This window comes from Desulfobulbaceae bacterium DB1 (assembly GCA_001914235.1).
Taxonomy (GTDB): domain Bacteria; phylum Desulfobacterota; class Desulfobulbia; order Desulfobulbales; family SURF-16; genus DB1.
Window position 1 is genome coordinate 62,010 of record MQUF01000002.1, and the last position, 18,675, is coordinate 80,684.

General features: G+C 49.8%; 18 protein-coding genes and 2 tRNA genes. 8 read left to right on the top strand and 12 right to left on the bottom strand.

Going from position 1 to position 18,675, the window contains the following annotated elements; all coding sequences use genetic code 11:
* Nucleotides 1-134: 134 nt before the first annotated feature.
* The gene (locus BM485_01020; GenBank protein ID OKY76912.1) at nucleotides 135-752 is read left to right on the top strand and encodes a hypothetical protein; all 618 of its coding nucleotides are present in this window, start codon (nucleotides 135-137) and stop codon (nucleotides 750-752) included.
* A 32-nt stretch (nucleotides 753-784) separates the two neighbouring features.
* On the opposite strand, the gene BM485_01025 is transcribed toward BM485_01020, so the two are convergent.
* Together BM485_01025 and BM485_01030 are read right to left on the bottom strand one after the other, a co-directional pair.
* On the bottom strand, nucleotides 785-2,851 hold the full coding sequence (locus tag BM485_01025; protein OKY76692.1) for a hypothetical protein: 2,067 nt from the start codon (nucleotides 2,849-2,851) through the stop codon (nucleotides 785-787).
* Between the two features lie 170 nt (nucleotides 2,852-3,021).
* Nucleotides 3,022-4,074: a phosphoribosylformylglycinamidine cyclo-ligase gene (locus BM485_01030; protein OKY76913.1), complete on the bottom strand. Its 1,053-nt coding sequence runs from the start codon at nucleotides 4,072-4,074 to the stop codon at nucleotides 3,022-3,024.
* Between the two features lie 531 nt (nucleotides 4,075-4,605).
* Between BM485_01030 and BM485_01035 the strand changes: the two genes are divergently transcribed.
* The 7 genes from BM485_01035 to BM485_01065 all read left to right on the top strand — a co-directional run bounded on the left by BM485_01035 (nucleotide 4,606) and on the right by BM485_01065 (nucleotide 10,609).
* Entirely contained in the window at nucleotides 4,606-5,262 is a 657-nt protein-coding gene (locus tag BM485_01035) for a zinc ribbon domain-containing protein (protein OKY76693.1), read from the top strand.
* A gap of 151 nt (nucleotides 5,263-5,413) precedes the next feature.
* Nucleotides 5,414-5,490: transfer RNA gene (locus tag BM485_01040), tRNA-His, on the top strand.
* 230 nt (nucleotides 5,491-5,720) lie between these two features.
* Entirely contained in the window at nucleotides 5,721-7,118 is a 1,398-nt protein-coding gene (locus BM485_01045) for an ATPase (protein ID OKY76694.1), read from the top strand.
* Between the two features lie 38 nt (nucleotides 7,119-7,156).
* Nucleotides 7,157-7,816: a potassium transporter TrkA gene (locus BM485_01050; protein ID OKY76695.1), complete on the top strand. Its 660-nt coding sequence runs from the start codon at nucleotides 7,157-7,159 to the stop codon at nucleotides 7,814-7,816.
* Nucleotides 7,817-8,008: 192 nt separating this feature from the next.
* Nucleotides 8,009-8,449 carry a potassium transporter TrkA gene (locus BM485_01055; protein OKY76696.1) on the top strand — a complete coding sequence of 147 codons (441 nt, stop codon included), beginning with the start codon at nucleotides 8,009-8,011 and terminating at the stop codon, nucleotides 8,447-8,449.
* Nucleotides 8,446-9,117, top strand: coding sequence for a hypothetical protein (locus tag BM485_01060; protein ID OKY76697.1), 672 nt, complete (start codon nucleotides 8,446-8,448; stop codon nucleotides 9,115-9,117). The genes BM485_01055 and BM485_01060 overlap by 4 nt, the downstream gene beginning before the upstream one ends.
* Nucleotides 9,086-10,609, top strand: a complete 1,524-nt coding sequence (locus tag BM485_01065) for a hypothetical protein (GenBank protein ID OKY76698.1) — start codon at nucleotides 9,086-9,088, stop codon at nucleotides 10,607-10,609. Before BM485_01060 ends, BM485_01065 begins: the two co-directional genes overlap by 32 nt.
* 44 nt (nucleotides 10,610-10,653) lie before the next feature.
* On the opposite strand, the gene BM485_01070 is transcribed toward BM485_01065, so the two are convergent.
* From BM485_01070 to BM485_01115, 10 genes are all read right to left on the bottom strand, one after another.
* Nucleotides 10,654-11,406 carry a hypothetical protein gene (locus BM485_01070; protein OKY76699.1) on the bottom strand — a complete coding sequence of 251 codons (753 nt, stop codon included), beginning with the start codon at nucleotides 11,404-11,406 and terminating at the stop codon, nucleotides 10,654-10,656.
* 38 nt (nucleotides 11,407-11,444) lie between these two features.
* The gene (locus BM485_01075; protein ID OKY76914.1) at nucleotides 11,445-12,368 is read right to left on the bottom strand and encodes a hypothetical protein; all 924 of its coding nucleotides are present in this window, start codon (nucleotides 12,366-12,368) and stop codon (nucleotides 11,445-11,447) included.
* Nucleotides 12,369-12,470: 102 nt separating this feature from the next.
* Entirely contained in the window at nucleotides 12,471-12,935 is a 465-nt protein-coding gene (locus BM485_01080) for a CarD family transcriptional regulator (protein ID OKY76915.1), read from the bottom strand.
* A 307-nt stretch (nucleotides 12,936-13,242) separates the two neighbouring features.
* Nucleotides 13,243-13,818 carry an aminoacyl-tRNA hydrolase gene (locus BM485_01085; GenBank protein OKY76916.1) on the bottom strand — a complete coding sequence of 192 codons (576 nt, stop codon included), beginning with the start codon at nucleotides 13,816-13,818 and terminating at the stop codon, nucleotides 13,243-13,245.
* 94 nt (nucleotides 13,819-13,912) lie between these two features.
* Nucleotides 13,913-14,488, bottom strand: coding sequence for a 50S ribosomal protein L25 (locus BM485_01090; protein ID OKY76700.1), 576 nt, complete (start codon nucleotides 14,486-14,488; stop codon nucleotides 13,913-13,915).
* A 119-nt stretch (nucleotides 14,489-14,607) separates the two neighbouring features.
* Nucleotides 14,608-15,558, bottom strand: coding sequence for a phosphoribosylpyrophosphate synthetase (locus BM485_01095; protein ID OKY76701.1), 951 nt, complete (start codon nucleotides 15,556-15,558; stop codon nucleotides 14,608-14,610).
* 101 nt (nucleotides 15,559-15,659) lie between these two features.
* Nucleotides 15,660-15,734: transfer RNA gene (locus tag BM485_01100), tRNA-Gln, on the bottom strand.
* A gap of 13 nt (nucleotides 15,735-15,747) precedes the next feature.
* Nucleotides 15,748-16,623, bottom strand: coding sequence for a 4-(cytidine 5'-diphospho)-2-C-methyl-D-erythritol kinase (locus tag BM485_01105; protein ID OKY76702.1), 876 nt, complete (start codon nucleotides 16,621-16,623; stop codon nucleotides 15,748-15,750).
* The gene (locus BM485_01110; protein ID OKY76703.1) at nucleotides 16,624-16,932 is read right to left on the bottom strand and encodes a hypothetical protein; all 309 of its coding nucleotides are present in this window, start codon (nucleotides 16,930-16,932) and stop codon (nucleotides 16,624-16,626) included. It lies immediately after the preceding gene.
* Between the two features lie 22 nt (nucleotides 16,933-16,954).
* Nucleotides 16,955-18,550 carry a phosphoglycerate dehydrogenase gene (locus BM485_01115; protein ID OKY76704.1) on the bottom strand — a complete coding sequence of 532 codons (1,596 nt, stop codon included), beginning with the start codon at nucleotides 18,548-18,550 and terminating at the stop codon, nucleotides 16,955-16,957.
* Nucleotides 18,551-18,675 lie beyond the last annotated feature (125 nt).

Genomic DNA, 18,675 nt, shown 5'->3' on the forward strand with positions numbered 1-18,675 from the left:
CATTATATTGCCTCATGACAATCCCCTCACACGCCACGACAACCAGCAACATCCCGGCGACCCGGCAAAATCCGCTTTGCCGTGCCTTGTCCGGCAAATCAACACCGCGAAGATATCTGGTCGGATATCTCTTCATCTTCGCTTTTGTCTTTAATTTCCAGTCAATCGCTTATGGCGCTTCAAGTTTTTCTTCTCTTTTCGGCTACACCTCGGAACCGCAAGATACCCTGCATTATCTTCCCCAGTGGCTTACCGTACTTGAACGCCACCTTATCGAGGATGTCCCTGAAGGGAACTGCACGGATTCCTTCTTTAACCGCTGTCATTTAAAGAACTGGCTCCAGTTTCTCGAAACGATCAAGACCAAGCCTCTTCTGGAGCAGATTAGCGAAGTTAATCTGTATGCCAATCAAAAAACATATATTCTTGATATGGCCAATTACGGGAAAGAAGATTACTGGGCCATTGCCAAGGAATTTCTGTATAACGGCGGCGATTGTGAAGATTATGCGATAACCAAGTTTTTTTCCCTCCGCTGGCTTGGTTTCGACATGGACAGCATACGTATCGTCATCCTGCAGGATACGAATCTGCGTGTTGCCCATGCCGTTCTCGGGGTCGAGTACAACAACGACGTCCTCATTCTTGACAACCAGACGCAGCAAGTCGTTTCCCACAAAGCCATTGTCCATTATCTTCCACTGTATTCCATAAATGAAAAAAAATGGTGGCTGCACCTGCCCGGAATGTAAATCCGGCTAAATGGCCACAAAAAAGCAGCGTATCATGCGTCAAAATCTCCAATGAGTTTATTTTCTATTACATGGGCAAGCGCTGCAATCACCTTTCTGTCATATTTTTCCCCGGCAAGACGCAGAAGTTGATCAAGGGCATCCGTGATAGTGAGTTTCTCCCTGTAGGCCCTCGGACTTATCATTGCCACGAAACTATTGGCTGCCGAAAGAATGCGAGCAGTCAGAATAATTTCATCACCCTGCAGCGAATTGGGATAGCCGGCCCCGTCAAGGAGCTCATTCTTCTGGGCAATGGTTTGCTGCACCGGACCATCGAAATCGATGTCAGCCAATATTTCCGTCGCATAAAGAGTCTCCCGGCGCAATATATCCTGTTCCTCATCCGTCAACGGCGAAGTCTTCAAAAGAAGTTCCCTGGGAATGGAGAGCTTGCCGAGATTGCAAAGGTTGGCGGCTACCTTGAGGGTTGTCACCGACACACTATCAAGACCCATCGCCAGAGCTATTCCCTCCGCCACCTGTGCCGTTTTACCGGAATGGTTGGCCGAGTGTGGGTCGTGGAGATCAATGGCCCGCATCAAAGCGGCAATGATCTGCTGCATGAGCCGTTCTTTCCGGATTTGCGCCTCCCGCAGGATGGTCACATCGTTCAAAGTGAGAAGAGTTGCCGGCCGACCGTCATGTTCGTAACGGATCTGCAAACAGCAAACCTGAAAAACGAGCAGATCCTCCCCAAACGACAGATCCACCTCGCCGGTTACCACCTTGCCGGAACTCTCCGTCTCCGAAATAAAAATTTCAAGCTGCCTGAAATTTTCCGGTCCGAAAACATTGCGCAACCCCTTTCCCTGGAGCCCGACGGGAGAAAGGCTCAACTTTTCCGCCAAGGCACGATTGGCGAAAATGAGCTGTTTTTCGTGGTCCAGCAGCATAACGTAATCCGTCATGTTGTCATTAATGGCATTCAACAGTATCGTTTGCGCCTCAAGCTGACCGGACTTGACGGACAGTTCCCCGGCAGCCTTTCTTTCCCTGATACTGGTGCCGTGCCACCAGGCAGCCACCATCAGACTGGCGCCGACAAGCAGGGCCATGAGCAGGGTAACAAGCAGAAAACGTTGATGCGTGTTGGATTCCGCCAGCGCCTCTGCCGTGGATATCTTCTGGACAAGAGTCCAGCCCAGCATATCCAGTTTACGACTGGTGAAAAGGCATTCCTTGCCGGCATAATCACTGCCGCTGCCGAACTGGCCGGGATGTTGCACGGCATGGGCGGAAATGAGATGCTCCGTATCGGCGGACAGCGACCGTTTCAGCGCAGGGGTGTTATCGGCGAGAGGAGACAGATAGAGAATCAGGTCATTCTCTTGGCGCACGAGCAAGGCCTCTGTTGTCTCGGTGGAAAATCCGGCATTGCTCAACAGAGGGAAAAGCGAATCCACGGCATTTTGGAAACCATAAAGAACCGCTATCGGCTGCTGCCGGTCACTTTGTTTCTGGAGAGCAAAAATCGGCACGAGAAACCCGGCCACCGGCTGATTGTTGGCATTGAGGTGCATGCCGAAAAACAATTGTTTGCCGCCGGCAACAACTTCACGAACAGCTTTTTTAAGGCTGGGATCAGGGAGGGTCACACCTGGGGTTGCAGTGACGATCCGGCTGTCCGGAGAAAAGATGACTATCCCGTTATCCGCGTGAAAGGCGACATTTGCTTGAACCAAAGGCGCCCCACCCTGTCGACTTTCAAAACCGCCGCGCTGGGCGGTGGCAACCAGCAGATTCCGCAGGTAGGAAAGCTCTACCGGTTCCGCCGTGCGATTTTCCTCCGGTCGCTCAACAAGCTGTTGCACATAAAGCTGCAAGGAACCGTTATCGGCGAGTTCCCGCAATGTTGCAAACCTGCCGTCGGCCCACTGATGAACGGAATTTGCACGGCTGTCCGCCATAACGCCAAGAGTCAGCATCCAACTGTTCAGGTCCCTCTTTCTTTCGTATCCGGCAAGAGAAAAGACCGCCCATACACCAAAGATGAGGATACAACACAGCAGGACGACACTGACATAAAATGCCGCGGGACCGGATCCGGATTTTTTCATAGTACCTTTCCTCGACAACAAAGGGGAAGTGAATACAATATCCTTTTTTGCGTATTTCAAATAAAATCAGTGTACACAATCTTCCGACCTTACATCAAAAAAAAAGGCGAACCGAGGGGATATTCCTCGATTCACCTTTTGCCGAATTGAAGCAAATGATCTAAACCGTATCAGTCAACAAACACGACGGACTCTTCATCTTCGTTTTTGACGGCAATCTCTCCGATAAGATACGGAGATTCCCCAAGGGCTATCAACTGTTGCGAAACATCATCCACGATGCGTGAATCAACAACAAGCACCATGCCGATACCGCAGTTGAAAGTGCGAAACATCTCCTCAGACGATATTTTACCTTTTTTCTGCAAGAATTGAAAAATCGGCAGAATCGGCCAGCTTTCCTTCTGGATGCAGGCCTTGGTTCCCTTGGGCAACACTCGGGGAATATTATCGATAAAACCGCCGCCGGTGATATGCACCAAGCCCCGCACCTTGAAATTTCGAAAAAGGTTAAGCAGCGGCTCGACATAGATACGTGTCGGCTTCAATAATTCCTCACCCAAGGTGCCGCCAAGTTCCTTGACATAATCCGTGACCGACAGGCCCAGCTCTTCAAAACAAATTTTCCGCACCAGGGAATAGCCGTTACTGTGGATACCGCTGGAAGCAAGGCCGACAAGCTTGTCGCCCACCTTTATTTCCGATCCGTCAATAATCTTGTCGCGTTCGGCAATGCCAACCACGAAGCCTGCCAGATCATAATCGCCGGCATTGTACAGCCCCGGCATCTCAGCGGTCTCGCCGCCGATCAATGAACATTTTGCGATCTCACACCCCTTGGCGATGCCCCTGACAACGTCTGTCGCCACATCCAGCTCAAGTTTGCCGATGGCAAAATAATCAAGAAAAAAAAGCGGTTGAGCTCCGGAAACGATAATATCGTTAACACACATGGCAACCAGATCGATGCCGATGGTATCATGAACATTGCAGAGACCGGCTATCTTTAATTTTGTCCCGACACCGTCCGTGGATGACACCAACACCGGATCGCTGAAACGGTCTCCACCGATAGCAAACAACCCTCCAAACCCACCAATATCAGTCAAAACTCCCCGTCTGAAGGTTGCAGCCACCAACGGCTTGATATTTGAGATAAATTGATTTCCCTTATCAATATCAACACCTGCTTCGGCATATCTGGAACTTTGTTTTTGATCCATTTTTTTTATTAACCGCATTCTCGTTAATTAAGGCCTTGAAAGGACTGACGCCCGGCGTAAAGTACCGGGGCAGACGAAAGGCTATAGTTTTCTGATATATTACTTCCTAAACACCTTGCCGGATCACAAAATGGCAATTAAATATGCAAATTATTTACTTTTCAATGGGTAAAAAGTCAATTGCTTTTCTTTAAATTCCGCCGTGACAATTTCCGACAAAAAACAAAAAAACTTACAAATTCAAAATGTTAAAAGAGACAATGCGAACAACTTCACCGGTCAACAAAATGAATCCCCATTCACCAGGTTGATTTCCACTATCACATGCGTTATTTTAGAAAAATGAAAAAAAATCACATACTCAACATTTTATTGTTCATAATGATGCTTATTTTCGTAGCACGTTCTCTCAATTTCGGAGAGAATCGAAAGGCCACATGAACGCCGTTCTTTTCACTATCCCAGTCTGCGGATATTTGCGTTCTTCCTGAAACCAGAAAATAATTCCCCATTGAAAAGGAGTTCCGCCATATGCTGACCTATGATGCTTGTATCAAGTACGCCGAAGAAGAACATTATTGCCCTCATTGCAAAACACGCCTTTCCTGCTGCGAGACCCCCCCTTTCCATATCGGGGACGGACTCGGTTGGGGATGCGATGTCATGTTTGTCTGCCTCAACGATGAATGTCCCATCTTTGAACGAGGCTGGAAGCACATTGAAGAACAATACGGGCACAGCGGCTCCTATCGCTACATGCTGCTCCCCGGCGAAAAAAAAGGCGATCTGATGATGGTCGGCAGCAGTGAAGCTTTTACCGGCTGCATTGTCGATCCCGAGGCGTTGAAAGGGCAGAACATTCGCTACCAGAAAGAAAAAGAGGCTCTCAGTCAACTGCCGACCTGCATCGAGAAACACGACATCGCCCCCTTGCTGACTCTCTTGCTTGATGAATGCGCCGGTTTACAAGGAAGAATGAGCGCCTGCAAGCTCCTGGTCGCAATGAATGATCTTGGCTGCATCGACCCCATACGAAATCACAAATTTGCCAATACGGACCTGGAACAGAATGCCAATATGGCAATCCGCCAAATCCTCCAGGCGAATTTCAAGAAGGAATGCCCGGCCTGCCTGGAAATAGTTAAAAGTCAGGCTAAAATATGCAAGCACTGTAACAAGGAATTTTGATTGATACCGGCACGATAATCCGATGATTCATCGTGACGGAAATCCGGCATCACCACTTTTTACCGGTTCGTCAATTTTCACCTTGCTATTAAAAAAAGAATTTATTATAAACACAGGACTTTAATATGACCACGTGATTAAAAGTTGGATGGTGGGCGTAGCTCAGCTGGTGGTAGCTTCGGATTGTGGCTCCGACGGTCGTGGGTTCAAGTCCCATCGCTCACCCCATTCTATTTTAAGGAGATTTAAGCAATTTGCTTAAATCTCCTTTTTTCTTTTTCATTGCCCTCCCCTCTCCGCCCGACAGGAAAATTCCCCCTTGGACAGCTATAAATCGCGCTTTTTTTTGCGGTTCAAAAGAACAGTTCATAAATACATATGATTATGTTATACAGCTGTCAAATTTCCTCTAGAATCCTGCCTTCCTCTTAAATTTTATTGTGACCGCATAATTCAATATGAGAGAAAACAAAACGATTGCAAGACGACGGTCGCTCCGGCGGATCATCGAAATGCATCCCGCGCCTTTGGTGGCATTCAGTTTTGTCCTGTTTATCATCGCGGGGAGCTTCAGCCTGATGTTGCCGGCCGCGACACAATCAGGTGACATGCATTTTATCGACGCATTATTTACCGCCACCTCGGCGGTTTGCGTTACCGGCTTGGCTGTCGTTGATACCGGAACCTTTTTCAGCACTTTCGGCCAATGCATCATTCTGGCACTCATGCAGATCGGTGGCCTTGGCGTCATGACCGTATCAATCATGCTGTTCAGGGCCATCGGCAGGAGCATCACTTTCCGGCAGCGCATGGTCCTGCAGGATGTCTTTGCCCATACCCCTCGTGAAGACATTCTGCATGTGCTGAAGACCATCATCGGATTCACGTTTCTCGCCGAAGCAGGCGGATTCATTTTTCTCTATCTCCACTGGAGCGCTGAATTCCCTCCAGCCAGGGCCGCCTTTCTCGCGCTGTTCCATGCCGTTTCCGCCTTTTGCAACGCCGGTTTCTCACTTTTCCCAGACAGTATGGTGCGTTACAGCAACAACATACTTTTAAATTTCACCATCTGCGGGTTAATCGTCACCGGAGGCATCGGCTTTCCGGTGGTGCATGATATTTTCAGAAGAACCAGACAGGGAGGGACAAGGCGAACCAGATTGTCCGTGCAGACAAAAACCGTGCTCCTGACCACAATAATCCTGATCGTTGTCGGAAGCTTGATGTATTGGTTGCTTGAATATGGCCATTCTCTTGCCGGCAAATCCCTGTCGGAATCCCTGCTGGTTTCCCTCTTTCAATCAATTACCTGTCGGACTGCCGGGTTCAATACCGCGGATATTGCGGCGCTCAATCCCTCCACGCTGACCATGATGATTGGTCTCATGTTTTTCGGGGCTTCGCCGGGTTCCTGCGGCGGAGGGGTCAAGACCACCACCTTGGCGGTGATCATCTTGTTTACCTGGAGTCGAATCAGACACAAAAAGCGGGTAAACATCTTCCACAAAAGCATTCCGTCTGAAACGATAAGCAGGAGTTTGTCGCTGGCCCTGGTGGCGACCTGTCTCATCGGCGTCACACTTTTTCTGCTTCTGGCAGGTGATACCTTTGCCAGGATACATCCTTCTGTTGGGGGCGAAATGTTTCTCGCCTATCTTTTTGAAACGGTTTCCGCTTTCGGTACCGTTGGTCTTTCCATGGGATTAACGACAATGCTGTCCACCTGGGGAAAATTACTCATCATCTTCTTGATGCTGGTCGGCAGGGTCGGCGTGCTGACCTTTTCCTATATTATCATAGGCGGTGCCATTGCCGACGGCATTGAATATGCGGAAGAAAATATCATGATCGGTTAGCGGTGTGACGTGATCACACGGCAAAGGAGTCAGGAAGCATGAAAAAATTCGCGGTTATCGGACTCGGCAATTTCGGATTTCATGTTGCCAAGGCCTTATACAATGACGGCAATGAAGTTGTAGCCATTGATACGGATAAAGCCCGCGTCCAGGCTATTGGCCCATATTCATCCGAGGCAATCGTCATGGATTCAACGGACAAAGAGGCCTTACGCACCTTGGGACTGGACCAGATGGATGGAGTCATCGTTTCCACCGGCACCAAAATAAGCACCAGTGTTCTCATCTGTCTGTATCTGCAGGAAATCGGCGTAAAGACTATTTTGGCGAAAGCCCTGGATGAAGATCATGAAAAAATATTGAAACGCGTCGGCGCTACCGAGATCATCCACCCGGAACGGGATATGGCCCTGCGCATCGCCAGGGTCTTGTCCACTCCCAATGCCCTCGACTTCATTCCGCTGGCCAAGGATTTCGAACTTGTCCAGGTGGCACCACCCAAGGAATTTCTCGGCAAAAGTCTGACGGAATTGAATCTGCGGGCCAGGTATAACATCCAGATCATTGCCGTCAAGGAACTGGCACCGGAAAATATGGTACTGGCACCGCCGGCGAATTTCGTCGTCAAAAACAGCGACCTTCTTATCGTGCTCGGCAAATCCCAGGACATCAATAAAATCAAGGCACTCAGACAATAACACTTTGGTGATGATGTATGTTTTTTTCTTGATGATGCCGAATTTCACCCAAAAAACGCAAAGGTATTTGATCAAACATACAGATATTCGCCTGCTTGACTAACAAGAAACTAATAGACGATCTCCCGTGATCATTGCTATAAATAGAGATACGATGAAAGGGTTCCTTGAAAAATTGTCGAGGAAAAACCGATGGAAAGATTAGACGGAACGCATCCCGCGAATGCCGTGATCGTCGGCTGTGGACGCTTGGGTTCATTGCTGGCCGGCGAACTGAGCCGAATGGGCAGTCGGGTAATGATCATCGACCGCAACAGCTCTTCCTTTGAGCTTCTTGACGTCGGATTCAGTGGTTTTCGGGTGATCGGCGATGCCGTTGAGGTCGAGGTACTGCTGGCCGCCGATTTACAGCAGGCTGATTGCCTTCTGACCACAACGGAAAAAGACACGGTCAATCTCATGGTGGCCCAGGTGGCAAAGATCCTTTTTTCGGTCCCGCTGGTGCTGGCACGGGTCTATGACCCGAAACGGGAAGTCCTTTATCGTGAATTCGGCATTGAAACCATCAGTCCAACGAGCCTGACGGCTGATGCATTCCTGCGCGCTCTTTGCCCGAAAAGAGGTTTGTCGTGAAGGTCATCATCGCCGGCAGCGGTAAAATTGTCTATTACCTGGCCAGGCAGTTTGCCAAAAAAAGGATTAAAACCCTGGTTGTCACCCCTCACCCGGACGAAGCGAAGGATCTGGCACAACGAATCGGCGAACCTGTTCTCAAGGGTGACGCCACTGATCCCCGTATCCTTGAGGAGGCAGGAGCGCTTCAGGCCGATGCGGTGCTGGCGTTGACACCGCACGATGAAGACAATCTGGCCATTTGTCAGATTGCCGGCAAAATGTACAAGGTGCCCCGCACCATCGCCCTGATCAATGATCCGGAAAACGAGGAAATTTTCCACAAACTCAACGTCTCGGTGGCCATCTCCGCAACCCGTATCCTGTCCATCCTCTTCGAGGAACAGGCCGGTTTTGAGGAAATCGGCAAAATGATTTCCGTGGCCGGGGGGAATGTCTCTGTTTCAGAGGTTATTCTCCGGGAAGGATCACCTGCCGACGGCGCCGCAATTCAAACGATCGCCTTTCCCGAGGAGGCATTGATCGGCGGCGTCATTCGCGGCGGCAAAGTACTGATCCCCAAAGGCAGCACGGAGTTGCAGGGTGGCGACCGGCTGATCGTGATTGCCACGGAGGCGAGCCTTGATCAGGTCCTGCATGTTCTTACCGGAGAAGGAAAGATTGAGTGACAGGCGCTATCGTGCATACCTGGGAGAACGGTATCGCGTTCTTGGTGGCTATACCGGCGTTCTTTTCTGCCTTGTCGGCGTGATCATCACTGCTCCGGCAGGGCTCGTCCTGCTCTTCCCCGGCGAAAAAGAGACGGCCATGGGATTTCTTTGGCCCGGTCTTGTCCTGACTTTTGTTGGAGCTGTTCTCCGCATTACCCTGCGACCAAAGCAAAACGATATCCTTTCGACCACCGAAGGCGCCGCGATTGTCGTCATGGCCTGGAGCGGTGCCGTCATTGCGGGAGCCGTTCCTTTTCATTGGGCGGGCCTGGATGTGACGCAGGCCGTGTTCGAGGCAACCAGCGGCTGGACAACCACCGGCCTTTCAGTGATCGATGTCGCGCGGATTTCACCGCTGCTGTTGTTCTTCCGCAGCCTCATGCAACTGGCAGGAGGGGCCGGTTTGGCCATCCTGATGCTCGGCGCCATGAGCGGACCGGCAGGTGTCGGCCTGAGCACAGCCGAGGGCAGGGCCGACCAACTCGTACCGCAAGTCCGACAGTCTGCCCGGTTAGTCCTGAAGCTGTATACTCTTTACACCCTGCTGGGCGTGGCGGCTTTGCATTTTGCCGGCATGGATTGGTTTGACGCCGTCAATCATACCTTTTGCGCCGTCTCCACCGGTGGATTTTCAACCCGGCTTGATTCAATCGGTTTCTGGAACAACCCGGCAATTGAAGCGGTGTTGATTCTGCTGATGCTCCTCGGCACCACGAATTTCCTGACCGTCTATACCATTGGGCACGGCAGGCTTGGAGCGGCTCTGCGTAACGGCGAATTGCGCGTCATGGCCCTCCTGCTGCCGGTATCGGTCACCCTTCTTTTCTGCGGAGCAACCTTCACCGCATATAAAAACGCATCCGAGCAGTTCCGGGCAGCCATTTTTCAGGCGGTCAGCGCCCTTTCCACCACAGGTTACGCCACTGTCTCTTTTTCCGGCTGGAACGGTTTTACCTTGCTCGTCATCATCATACTGATGCTTATTGGCGGCGGGACAGGATCAACGGCGGGCGGCATCAAACAGCACCGCATTTATCTGCTGGCCAAGGGATTGAAAAGGGAACTGAGCAAGGTCTTTTTCTCCGCCAAAGTCGTTTCCGAAGATGTTTTCTGGCTGGGGAACCAGCGCCGCTTTCTCGAGGAAAACGATCTGCTGAAAGCAGGACTGTATATCGCGCTTTATCTCTTCACCTGGCTTGCCGGAGGATGCGCCATTGCCGCTTTCGGTTATCCCCTTGCCGACAGCCTTTTTGAATTCGCCAGCGCTCTCGGCACGGTTGGGCTTTCCGTCGGTGTCACCTCGCCCACAACACCGGCCGGGCTGCTTTGGATAGAAATTATCGGAATGCTGCTGGGCCGTTTGGAATTTTTCGTGATTTTCTGGGGCATTATCAAGATCGGCAGGGACCTGTCACTCTTTCTGCCGGGATGCCGCGTCGGCAAGCAATAAGCCTTTGCTGCCGCAACAAACCGCGGCGAACGAACTCAAACAGGCTATATCGCTCGTGCGGCACGACGCAATATATCACGCAACTCCCTATCCATGTTATCCCGATGCGACCCGGCCCAATAAATCTTGCCGCAGCCCTCGCATTGATGAAAAACCGTATAATATTTTTTTGTCAAAGGTTCGAGCGCCCCCAGCACGTCCTCTTTGCGCGCGGCATACAGCAATCCGTTACAAAGAAGGCAACGGCTGCATGGATTTATTTTATTCCGGAGACCATAAAGCCGTATCACTTCAACAATCTGATCACTCGGCCGTTTTCCCCTGACAAGATGACCGAAATCAACAACCTTCCTCTTGAGCAGGTTTCGATCACGGGTTAACAGAATCCTGCGCCGGCAACCGGCAATTGCAGCGATCCTGGGGTCTCCGAGGCTTTCGGAAAAAAGCGTATCAAATCCAAGGTGACGCAACTTGACGCCAAGTTTTCCGACATTGACATCAACAATAAAGCGAAAATCAACTAACGGATCAGGGCGGAGAAGAGAAGGGGAAAGGAAGTCGGATGCGCTGGAAATGGGGAAAATTTCAATTTCCGCATGAGGGTGAACAGCGGCGCCAAAACCAGTTTCAGCACCATCAATCAAAATTTTTTCAATTTCCGGATGCGGGACCCCGAAGGACTCAATCAAATCCTTGACAGATGTTTGCCGTTGCAAATCAAAACGGACAAGGGAATCCTTGATAAATTGTCGCGGCAGTAAATCGACAAGATTGCCGTTAAAATGAAGGGTGACCATGTGTCTGCGGTTATGCGGCACGTTACGGCAACAATTTGTCAACCACTCCGTAACAGCTGGAGGATCTCTTCCATATCAGGCCACAAGGGTGCCTCAAAAGACAAAAGTTCACGAGAAACGGGATGATAAAACGACAGGCAATGGGAGTGCAAACATTGTCGCTGCATGGTCGACTCGGCGATGCCCTTCTTCTTCCTGCCATACATTTCATCTCCGGCAATGGGGCATCCAAGATGAGCCATGTGAACACGAATCTGATGTGTCCGGCCTGTTTCAAGATGAACCTTGACATAAGCAAAGCCGGAACGAAACGTCTCAAGAACTTGCCAGTTGGTGACCGCCTCACGCCCACCCTGCTCCAGAACCGCCATTTTTTTTCGATGGATCGGATGACGTCCGATACAAGTGACGATCCTGCCTGCTTTTTCTTTCGGAATGCCGGAAAGGATTGCCAGGTACGACTTGACCACCTTCCGTGACTTGAATTGATTGACCAGGCTTTGATGGGCCGCATCGTTTTTCGCGACAACCATGACGCCGGAGGTATCCTTGTCCAGTCGATGAACCACGCCCGGCCGCAGCTGTCCGCCGACACCGGACAAATGGGAGCAGTGATAAAGCAATCCATGAACAAGGGTACCGCTTGAATGACCATGAGAAGGATGGACAACAAGTCCGGGGGGCTTCGCCACAACAACCAAGTCTTCATCCTCAAAAAGGACGACGAAATCAAGATGCTGAGGAACAAGGGAAGAGGGTTCGGGCGGCGGCAGAAAGATTTTTATTTCTTCTTCCTCCCTGACACGGTATCCGGTCTTTTTTATTTGATCATCGACAAGAATATTGCCGGACCGGATAAGATGCTGAATGCGGGATCGAGTCAACCCGGCGCACGCAGGGTGATCAGCCACCAGCTGATCGAGTCTTTTTCCGCGAAGCGCGGCTGAGACAATAAAAGTGATATCTTCCTTATTGACGGATGGTGAATCGTGAACGTTCAAATGAAAACAGGATAAAGGGTCGGCAAAAGGCACCGTTTCAACCGCGCTGTACGTGAAAAAAACTTAATTGTCGAAAATACGTTCGATATCCTTTTCAACCTGATCCTCCTGGACCTTGTTGGCAAGGGCAATTTCTTTCATGAGAAGATTCTTTGCCGTATCAAGCATTTTTCTTTCGCCGAAAGAGAGGTCCTTATCTTCTTTGAGAAGATAGAGATCACGCAAGACCCCGGCTATCTTATACACTGAACCGGTCTTTATTTTTTCCATGTATTGCCGGTAACGTTGATTCCACGGCTGTGCTTGAATTTCCACATCCCTGTCTTTCAGAATATCAAACACCCTATCCGCTTCAGCGGAAGAAATAATGCCCCGCAGACCGACATTTTCACTGTTACTGGTAGGAATCATGACCACCATGCTGGTGTCTATGATTTTCATCACATAAAACGACTGCTCACGATCACCTACCGTTCTCTTTTCAATTGACTGAATCTCACCTACACCATGAGCGGGATAAACCGCCATATCGCCTTTATTAAACACACTATCCCCCTTTGTCCGCCTAAATTTGAAAAAATGGCATAACCAGGTTTGACGGTCTCGCCGAAAGCCGCTCGATCGTCGTACAGTAGTGCATGATAACTGTTTAATTAATCGTCACAAAAATTCGGTGCCAGGATTTTCAAAAGCCATCAAGTTTCCGGCTAAACAGAAAACTAACCATACTCTAATCTATTTATCATAACACGGATCAGGGGGTTTAGCAATCAATCGTTCTCAAAGGGGAAGAGGCGCGCCGATCGACGGCGGAAAAACAGGACAAGAAAAAGATCTAATTATCTATTTTTAAAGAATTTACATGGTTCATTGCGGCTTCGACACCCTTGGTGACAATCAAGCGAACCGCATCGAAAACAAGATCACGCAATTGGTAACAGTCGCCAAGCTCCGCCTGGGTCATTTGCTGCAACACATATCCTTCGATTGCCTGTCCATTTGCCGGGCGACCGATGCCGGCTTTTATTCTGACAAAATCCTTGTTGCCGATATGGGAAATGAGCGAACGAATGCCGTTATGGCCGCCCGCTCCACGATTAACCACTATCTTGAGGCGACCAAGGGGCATGTCCAGGTCATCATGTATAACGATGATTTTTTCCGGGGGGATTTTATAAAAAGAGGCAGCGGCAAGAACAGCGGTGCCGCTCAGGTTCATGAAAGTCTGCGGCTTGACCAGCACCAGTGGATGATTGTCAAGGGTGGTCCTGGCAACATCCGCCTGCCATTTGCTTACGCTGAAATCAGCATGCAACTGCTCGGCAAGATAATCAACATAAAGAAAACCGACATTATGCCTGGTTAAAAAATATTTTTCCCCTGGATTACCTAGTCCAACCACAAGAAACATAATGGCACCAAAAAAGCACGACGGGAGAGGTAAATAAAAAAAGCCGGGAAAAGGCAACCCTTCCCGGCTCTGGAATAACAATGAACGGTCTTTGTTATTCTGCTTTCACAGGCGCGACAACAGCGACACAGACTTTGTCCTTTTTGCCCACCAAGCTGACATTCGCAGGGAGAACGAGATCCTGGCATGTAAACTGCTCATTCGTTCCCAAGGGAGTCACATCAACTTCGATCTCGTCGGGAATATCAAGCGGATTCCCCTTCACTTTGACCTGATTCACGGAAATGGTCATATCGCCACCCATGTCAACGCCGCGTGCTTTTCCGGTATATTTAACCGGAACGGTGAAGAGCGCGGGTTTATCCAGGGCGATTTCGTAAAAATCAGCATGCTCAAGGGTATTCGTAACAGGCTCAACCTGAATTTCCTTAATCATCACATGGCGTTTTTCCTGCCCGACCTCGGTGTCAATTTCAACATTCAATACGGCATTTCTTCTTTGCAGATGCAAAAGTGTCTTGGTAAACGAATGTGTATCAAGCGTTAAAGCAATGGACTCACGTATGGGACCGTACAATACCGCGGGAGTCTTTCCAGACCGACGCAAAGTTCGTGCAGCACCTTTACCAAAATTCTTTCTTACCTGGGCAGATACATCAATCTGTATCATGGTTCAAACCTCCTCAAACGATAAACTCCGAACAAAACACCCGCAGCGGATGTTCATAACCTATCCATATAATTATTTCTCGGAACAACAAACAACAAAGACAACGATGAAAAATATTCTCAAACAAACAAGGAACTTACTGAATCTTCCGAATGAATGCAACGGATCGAATCGCCAAGGAGTTCAGAAACAGAAAGCACTTTGATCTTGCCGCATTTTTTTGCTTCATCCGACTGAGGGATGGTATCGGTAACAACCAGCTGCTTAATACAGGATGCATTGATCCGGTCAATCGCCGGACCTGAGAGGACCGCATGGGTGCAATAAGCAAAAACCTCCCTGGCACCTTCTTTAACAAGAATTTCAGCAGCCTGACACAGTGTGCCGGCAGTATCAACCATATCATCGAGCAGGATGGCGTGTTTTCCGGAAACATTGCCGATGACGTTCATCGCCTGGGACTGATTCGCCCGTTCCCTGCGCTTATCTATAATCGCCAGTCCGGCATTCAACCGCTTGGCAAAGGCGCGCGTCCGCTCAACTCCGCCGGCATCAGGCGAAACCATAATCACTTCTTTATCGGAAAAGGATTCCGAAATATTTTTTAACAAAACCGGAGCGGCATAAAGATTGTCAACAGGGATATTAAAAAAACCCTGAATCTGACCGGAATGGAGATCCATGGTCAGAACCCGTCGCACGCCGACTGCCATCAGCATCTCCGCCACTACCTTGGCTGAAATGGGTACCCGGGGAGCAACTTTTCTATCTTGCCTGGCGTATCCGTAATAGGGCATGACCGCGGTGATACGTCGGGCCGAAGCACGACGAAGCGCATCCGACATTAAAATCAATTCCATCAAATGGTCATTAACCGGGGTGCATGTCGGCTGCACGATAAAAATATCTTTTCCCCGAACATTTTCACCTATTTCAACGTAGGTTTCGCCATCGCTGAACTTTCTGACATCAGCCTTACTGAGTTCCATTTTCAAATGCGCGCAAATGTCTTTGGCAAGAGACGGGTTGGCATTTCCACTGAAAATCATGATGTCTTTAAGGCTGCCCATAATAATTCCGTTTCATTCAGTTGTACTTCCACCATTGTTCGCAAATGATGTAAAAGCAACATATATTTAGTAATCTTGCTGATTATCAAAGATGAAGCAAATGGCTGGGGCGGCAGGATTCGAACCTACGAATGCAAGAGTCAAAGTCTTGTGTCTTACCGCTTGACGACGCCCCAGTTTAAAATACCATCAAGAAGTGAGCGGCTTTGCGAAAAACACCCTTTCAGGATACTTCTCCAGCAGTTCATTCCGGCATCGTGCTGCTTGATCCAGATCTGTAAATATACCGAAAACTGTTGGCCCGCTTCCCGACATCAATGCCGATACAGCCCCGCGTTCCATCAGCATTGACTTGATTTTTCCTATTTCAGGATATCGACCGATGGTTACCTGTTCAAGATCGTTGCCTCGCGCATCAGGGCAACGATTGGCCGACAAGGGGCCTAAGATAAATGGATTACCCTTTATTGTCAACGCAAAATTAGCAAGTTGCGAGTGATCAAGATTTTCAAAAACCCATTTTGTCGAAACAGGAAAACCGGGATTTACCAACAAAAAACAACATTCCGTCAGCGCCGCCCTCTTTTCAAGCTTTTCACCGACACCTGTTGCCAATGCCGAACAGTAATCGGACACAAAAAAAGGAACATCCGCTCCGAGGGCCAGCCCCAGGTCCATCATTTTTACTTCACTCAACGGCTGCGCGTAAAGCAGGTTCAATCCCTTCAAGACAGCGGCAGCGTCACTGCTTCCGCCGCCTAAACCCGCCGCAACCGGAATATGCTTTCTCAGGGTAATCTCGACGCCGCCCTTTGCCCCTGTTGCCCGGAAAAAAAGGCGGGCAGCTTTATAGGCCAAGTTCGTTTCATCCTCCGCAAGCCCGGAATCCGGGCAGCTGAGTTTGATGCCCGACGAAATTTCTTCAAGGGCAATCGAATCAGCCAGGTCGATCTTCTGCATCCACGTTGCAAGTTCATGATATCCATCAGGTCTGCGGGACAGAACCTTCAGAAAAATATTCACTTTTGCCGGTGCCCGCAGATGAAGCGTTCGGCCTCCGCCCATTTACGACTTTGCCTTTACATAGCGCATCTTGAGATCATAGAGGAATTTCCCGAGCATATTTTCTTCTTCCTCGGTCAAATTCCCCCTGGTCTTTTCCTTAAGCACATGAAGCGTATCAATGGTATGTTTCACAAGCACGAGATCCTGCCTGCGCAACCCGGTTACAGGGTCGGCGATCTCCCCGAGATGAAAAAGGGCTGAGGTGTTAAGAGACATGACAAAAGCGCCAAATGTGACTTCCGGCATGATGCATTTGCCGTCCACCATCTCTCCACCCGCGCATTTACATTTTTTCTCCGCCTCATCCATGTTGTTTTCCGACCCGCGTCGTTTAGCTCAGATCAAGTACCATGGCACTGGTTATATTCTCGAGCTGCATGACGCTTTCAAGTTGTTCCTTGGTGATCAAGGTATCGGTGTTGAGCAGAATTACGTTGCGTGACTGATCGCCCTCACCCATTTCCCGACCGACAGTCATGCGGGAAATATTAACGCCGGCCTTGCCCAAAGTCACGCCTAATGCACCGATGACGCCGGGCACATCCTGGTTATAAACAAAAAGCATCGGACCATCCGGCAAGGCCTCGAGCCGGAAGTTGTTCAGCCGAACCAAGCGCGGCTCTTTTTTACCGAAAACGGTGCCGGCAAGCACATTTTCATCTTCCGATGTTTTCACTCGTACCGAAAGCAGATTGGTGAAATCGTCGGAGTCAGCGGTTTTTGATTCAATCACCCTGATGCCTCTTTCCTTGGCGATCATCGGCGCATTGACAAAATTTACCGCATCTTTCAGGATCGGGGTGAAAAGCCCTTTCAAGAATGCCACGGTGATGGGTCCGGTCTGCATCTCGGCGAGATCACCGTTAAACTCAATGTTCACCTCTTCCACGCTGCCCTTGGCAATCTGCATATGGAAGGAACCGAGCATCTCGGCAAGGGTTACGTAAGGCCGCACCTTGGAAAGCACCTCGGCGCTGACGGAAGGCACGTTCACCGCATTGGCCACCGTATTATTGAGCAGATAATCTGCAATCTGTTCGGCAATGGTCACGGCGACATTTTCCTGCGCCTCGGCGGTTGAGGCGCCAAGATGCGGGGTGCAGATGAAATTATCCAGACCAAGCAGCGGAGTTGTTTCCAGTGAAGTCGGCTCTTTTTCAAAAACGTCCAGCGCGGCGCCGGCAATTTCTCCACTTTTCAATGCCTCGTAAAGCGCTGCCTCGTCAACCACGCCGCCCCTGGCGCAATCGATAAACATAGCGGTCTTTTTCATGGCCTTGAACTGTTCCGTCGAGACAATCTTGCTGGTTTCCTTGGTCAACGGAACATGAACGGAAATATAGTCGGACCGTTTGCAGAGTTCATCCAGGCTGACCAGTTCCACGCCCAGCTTGTCGACAAGGTCTTTCGGCATGTGCGGATCAAAGGCGATTACCTTCATGTGCAATCCCTGAGCCCTGTTGGAGACAATGGCGCCGATTCGGCCTATGCCGATGATGCCCAGGGTCTTTCCGGTAACCTCACGGCCCTGAAATTTCTTTTTGTCCCAGCCGCCGGCCTTGAGACGGGCAGTGGCCTGAGGGATGTTCCGGGTGAGCGACATCATCATGGCAATGGCGTGTTCCGCGGCAGTGGTGGCATTACCGTCCGGAGCGTTCATGACGACGATACCCCTTTTACTGGCGGCGGCGATATCGACATTGTCAAGCCCGATGCCGGCACGTCCGACAACCCGGAGCCTGTCAGCCGCTTCGATTATTTCGGCAGTAACTTTTGTGGCGCTGCGGATGACCAAACCATCATATTGGCCAATTTCCTTTTTCAGCTCTTCCGGGCTCATTCCTGTCTTGATGTCAACCTCAAGCCCTGCATCCAGGAGAATTTTAGCTCCAACCGGGGCCAGATTATCACTGATAAGTACCTTCATGACCGCTCCTTTGTCATATAAAACCGCTGTAAATTATAAAAAGTATATCTTAAAATGAGCAAGTAATTAAAACATAGCACTATGCTTTTGTTGCCAATTTTTGTCAAGGACAAAGAAAAAAAACA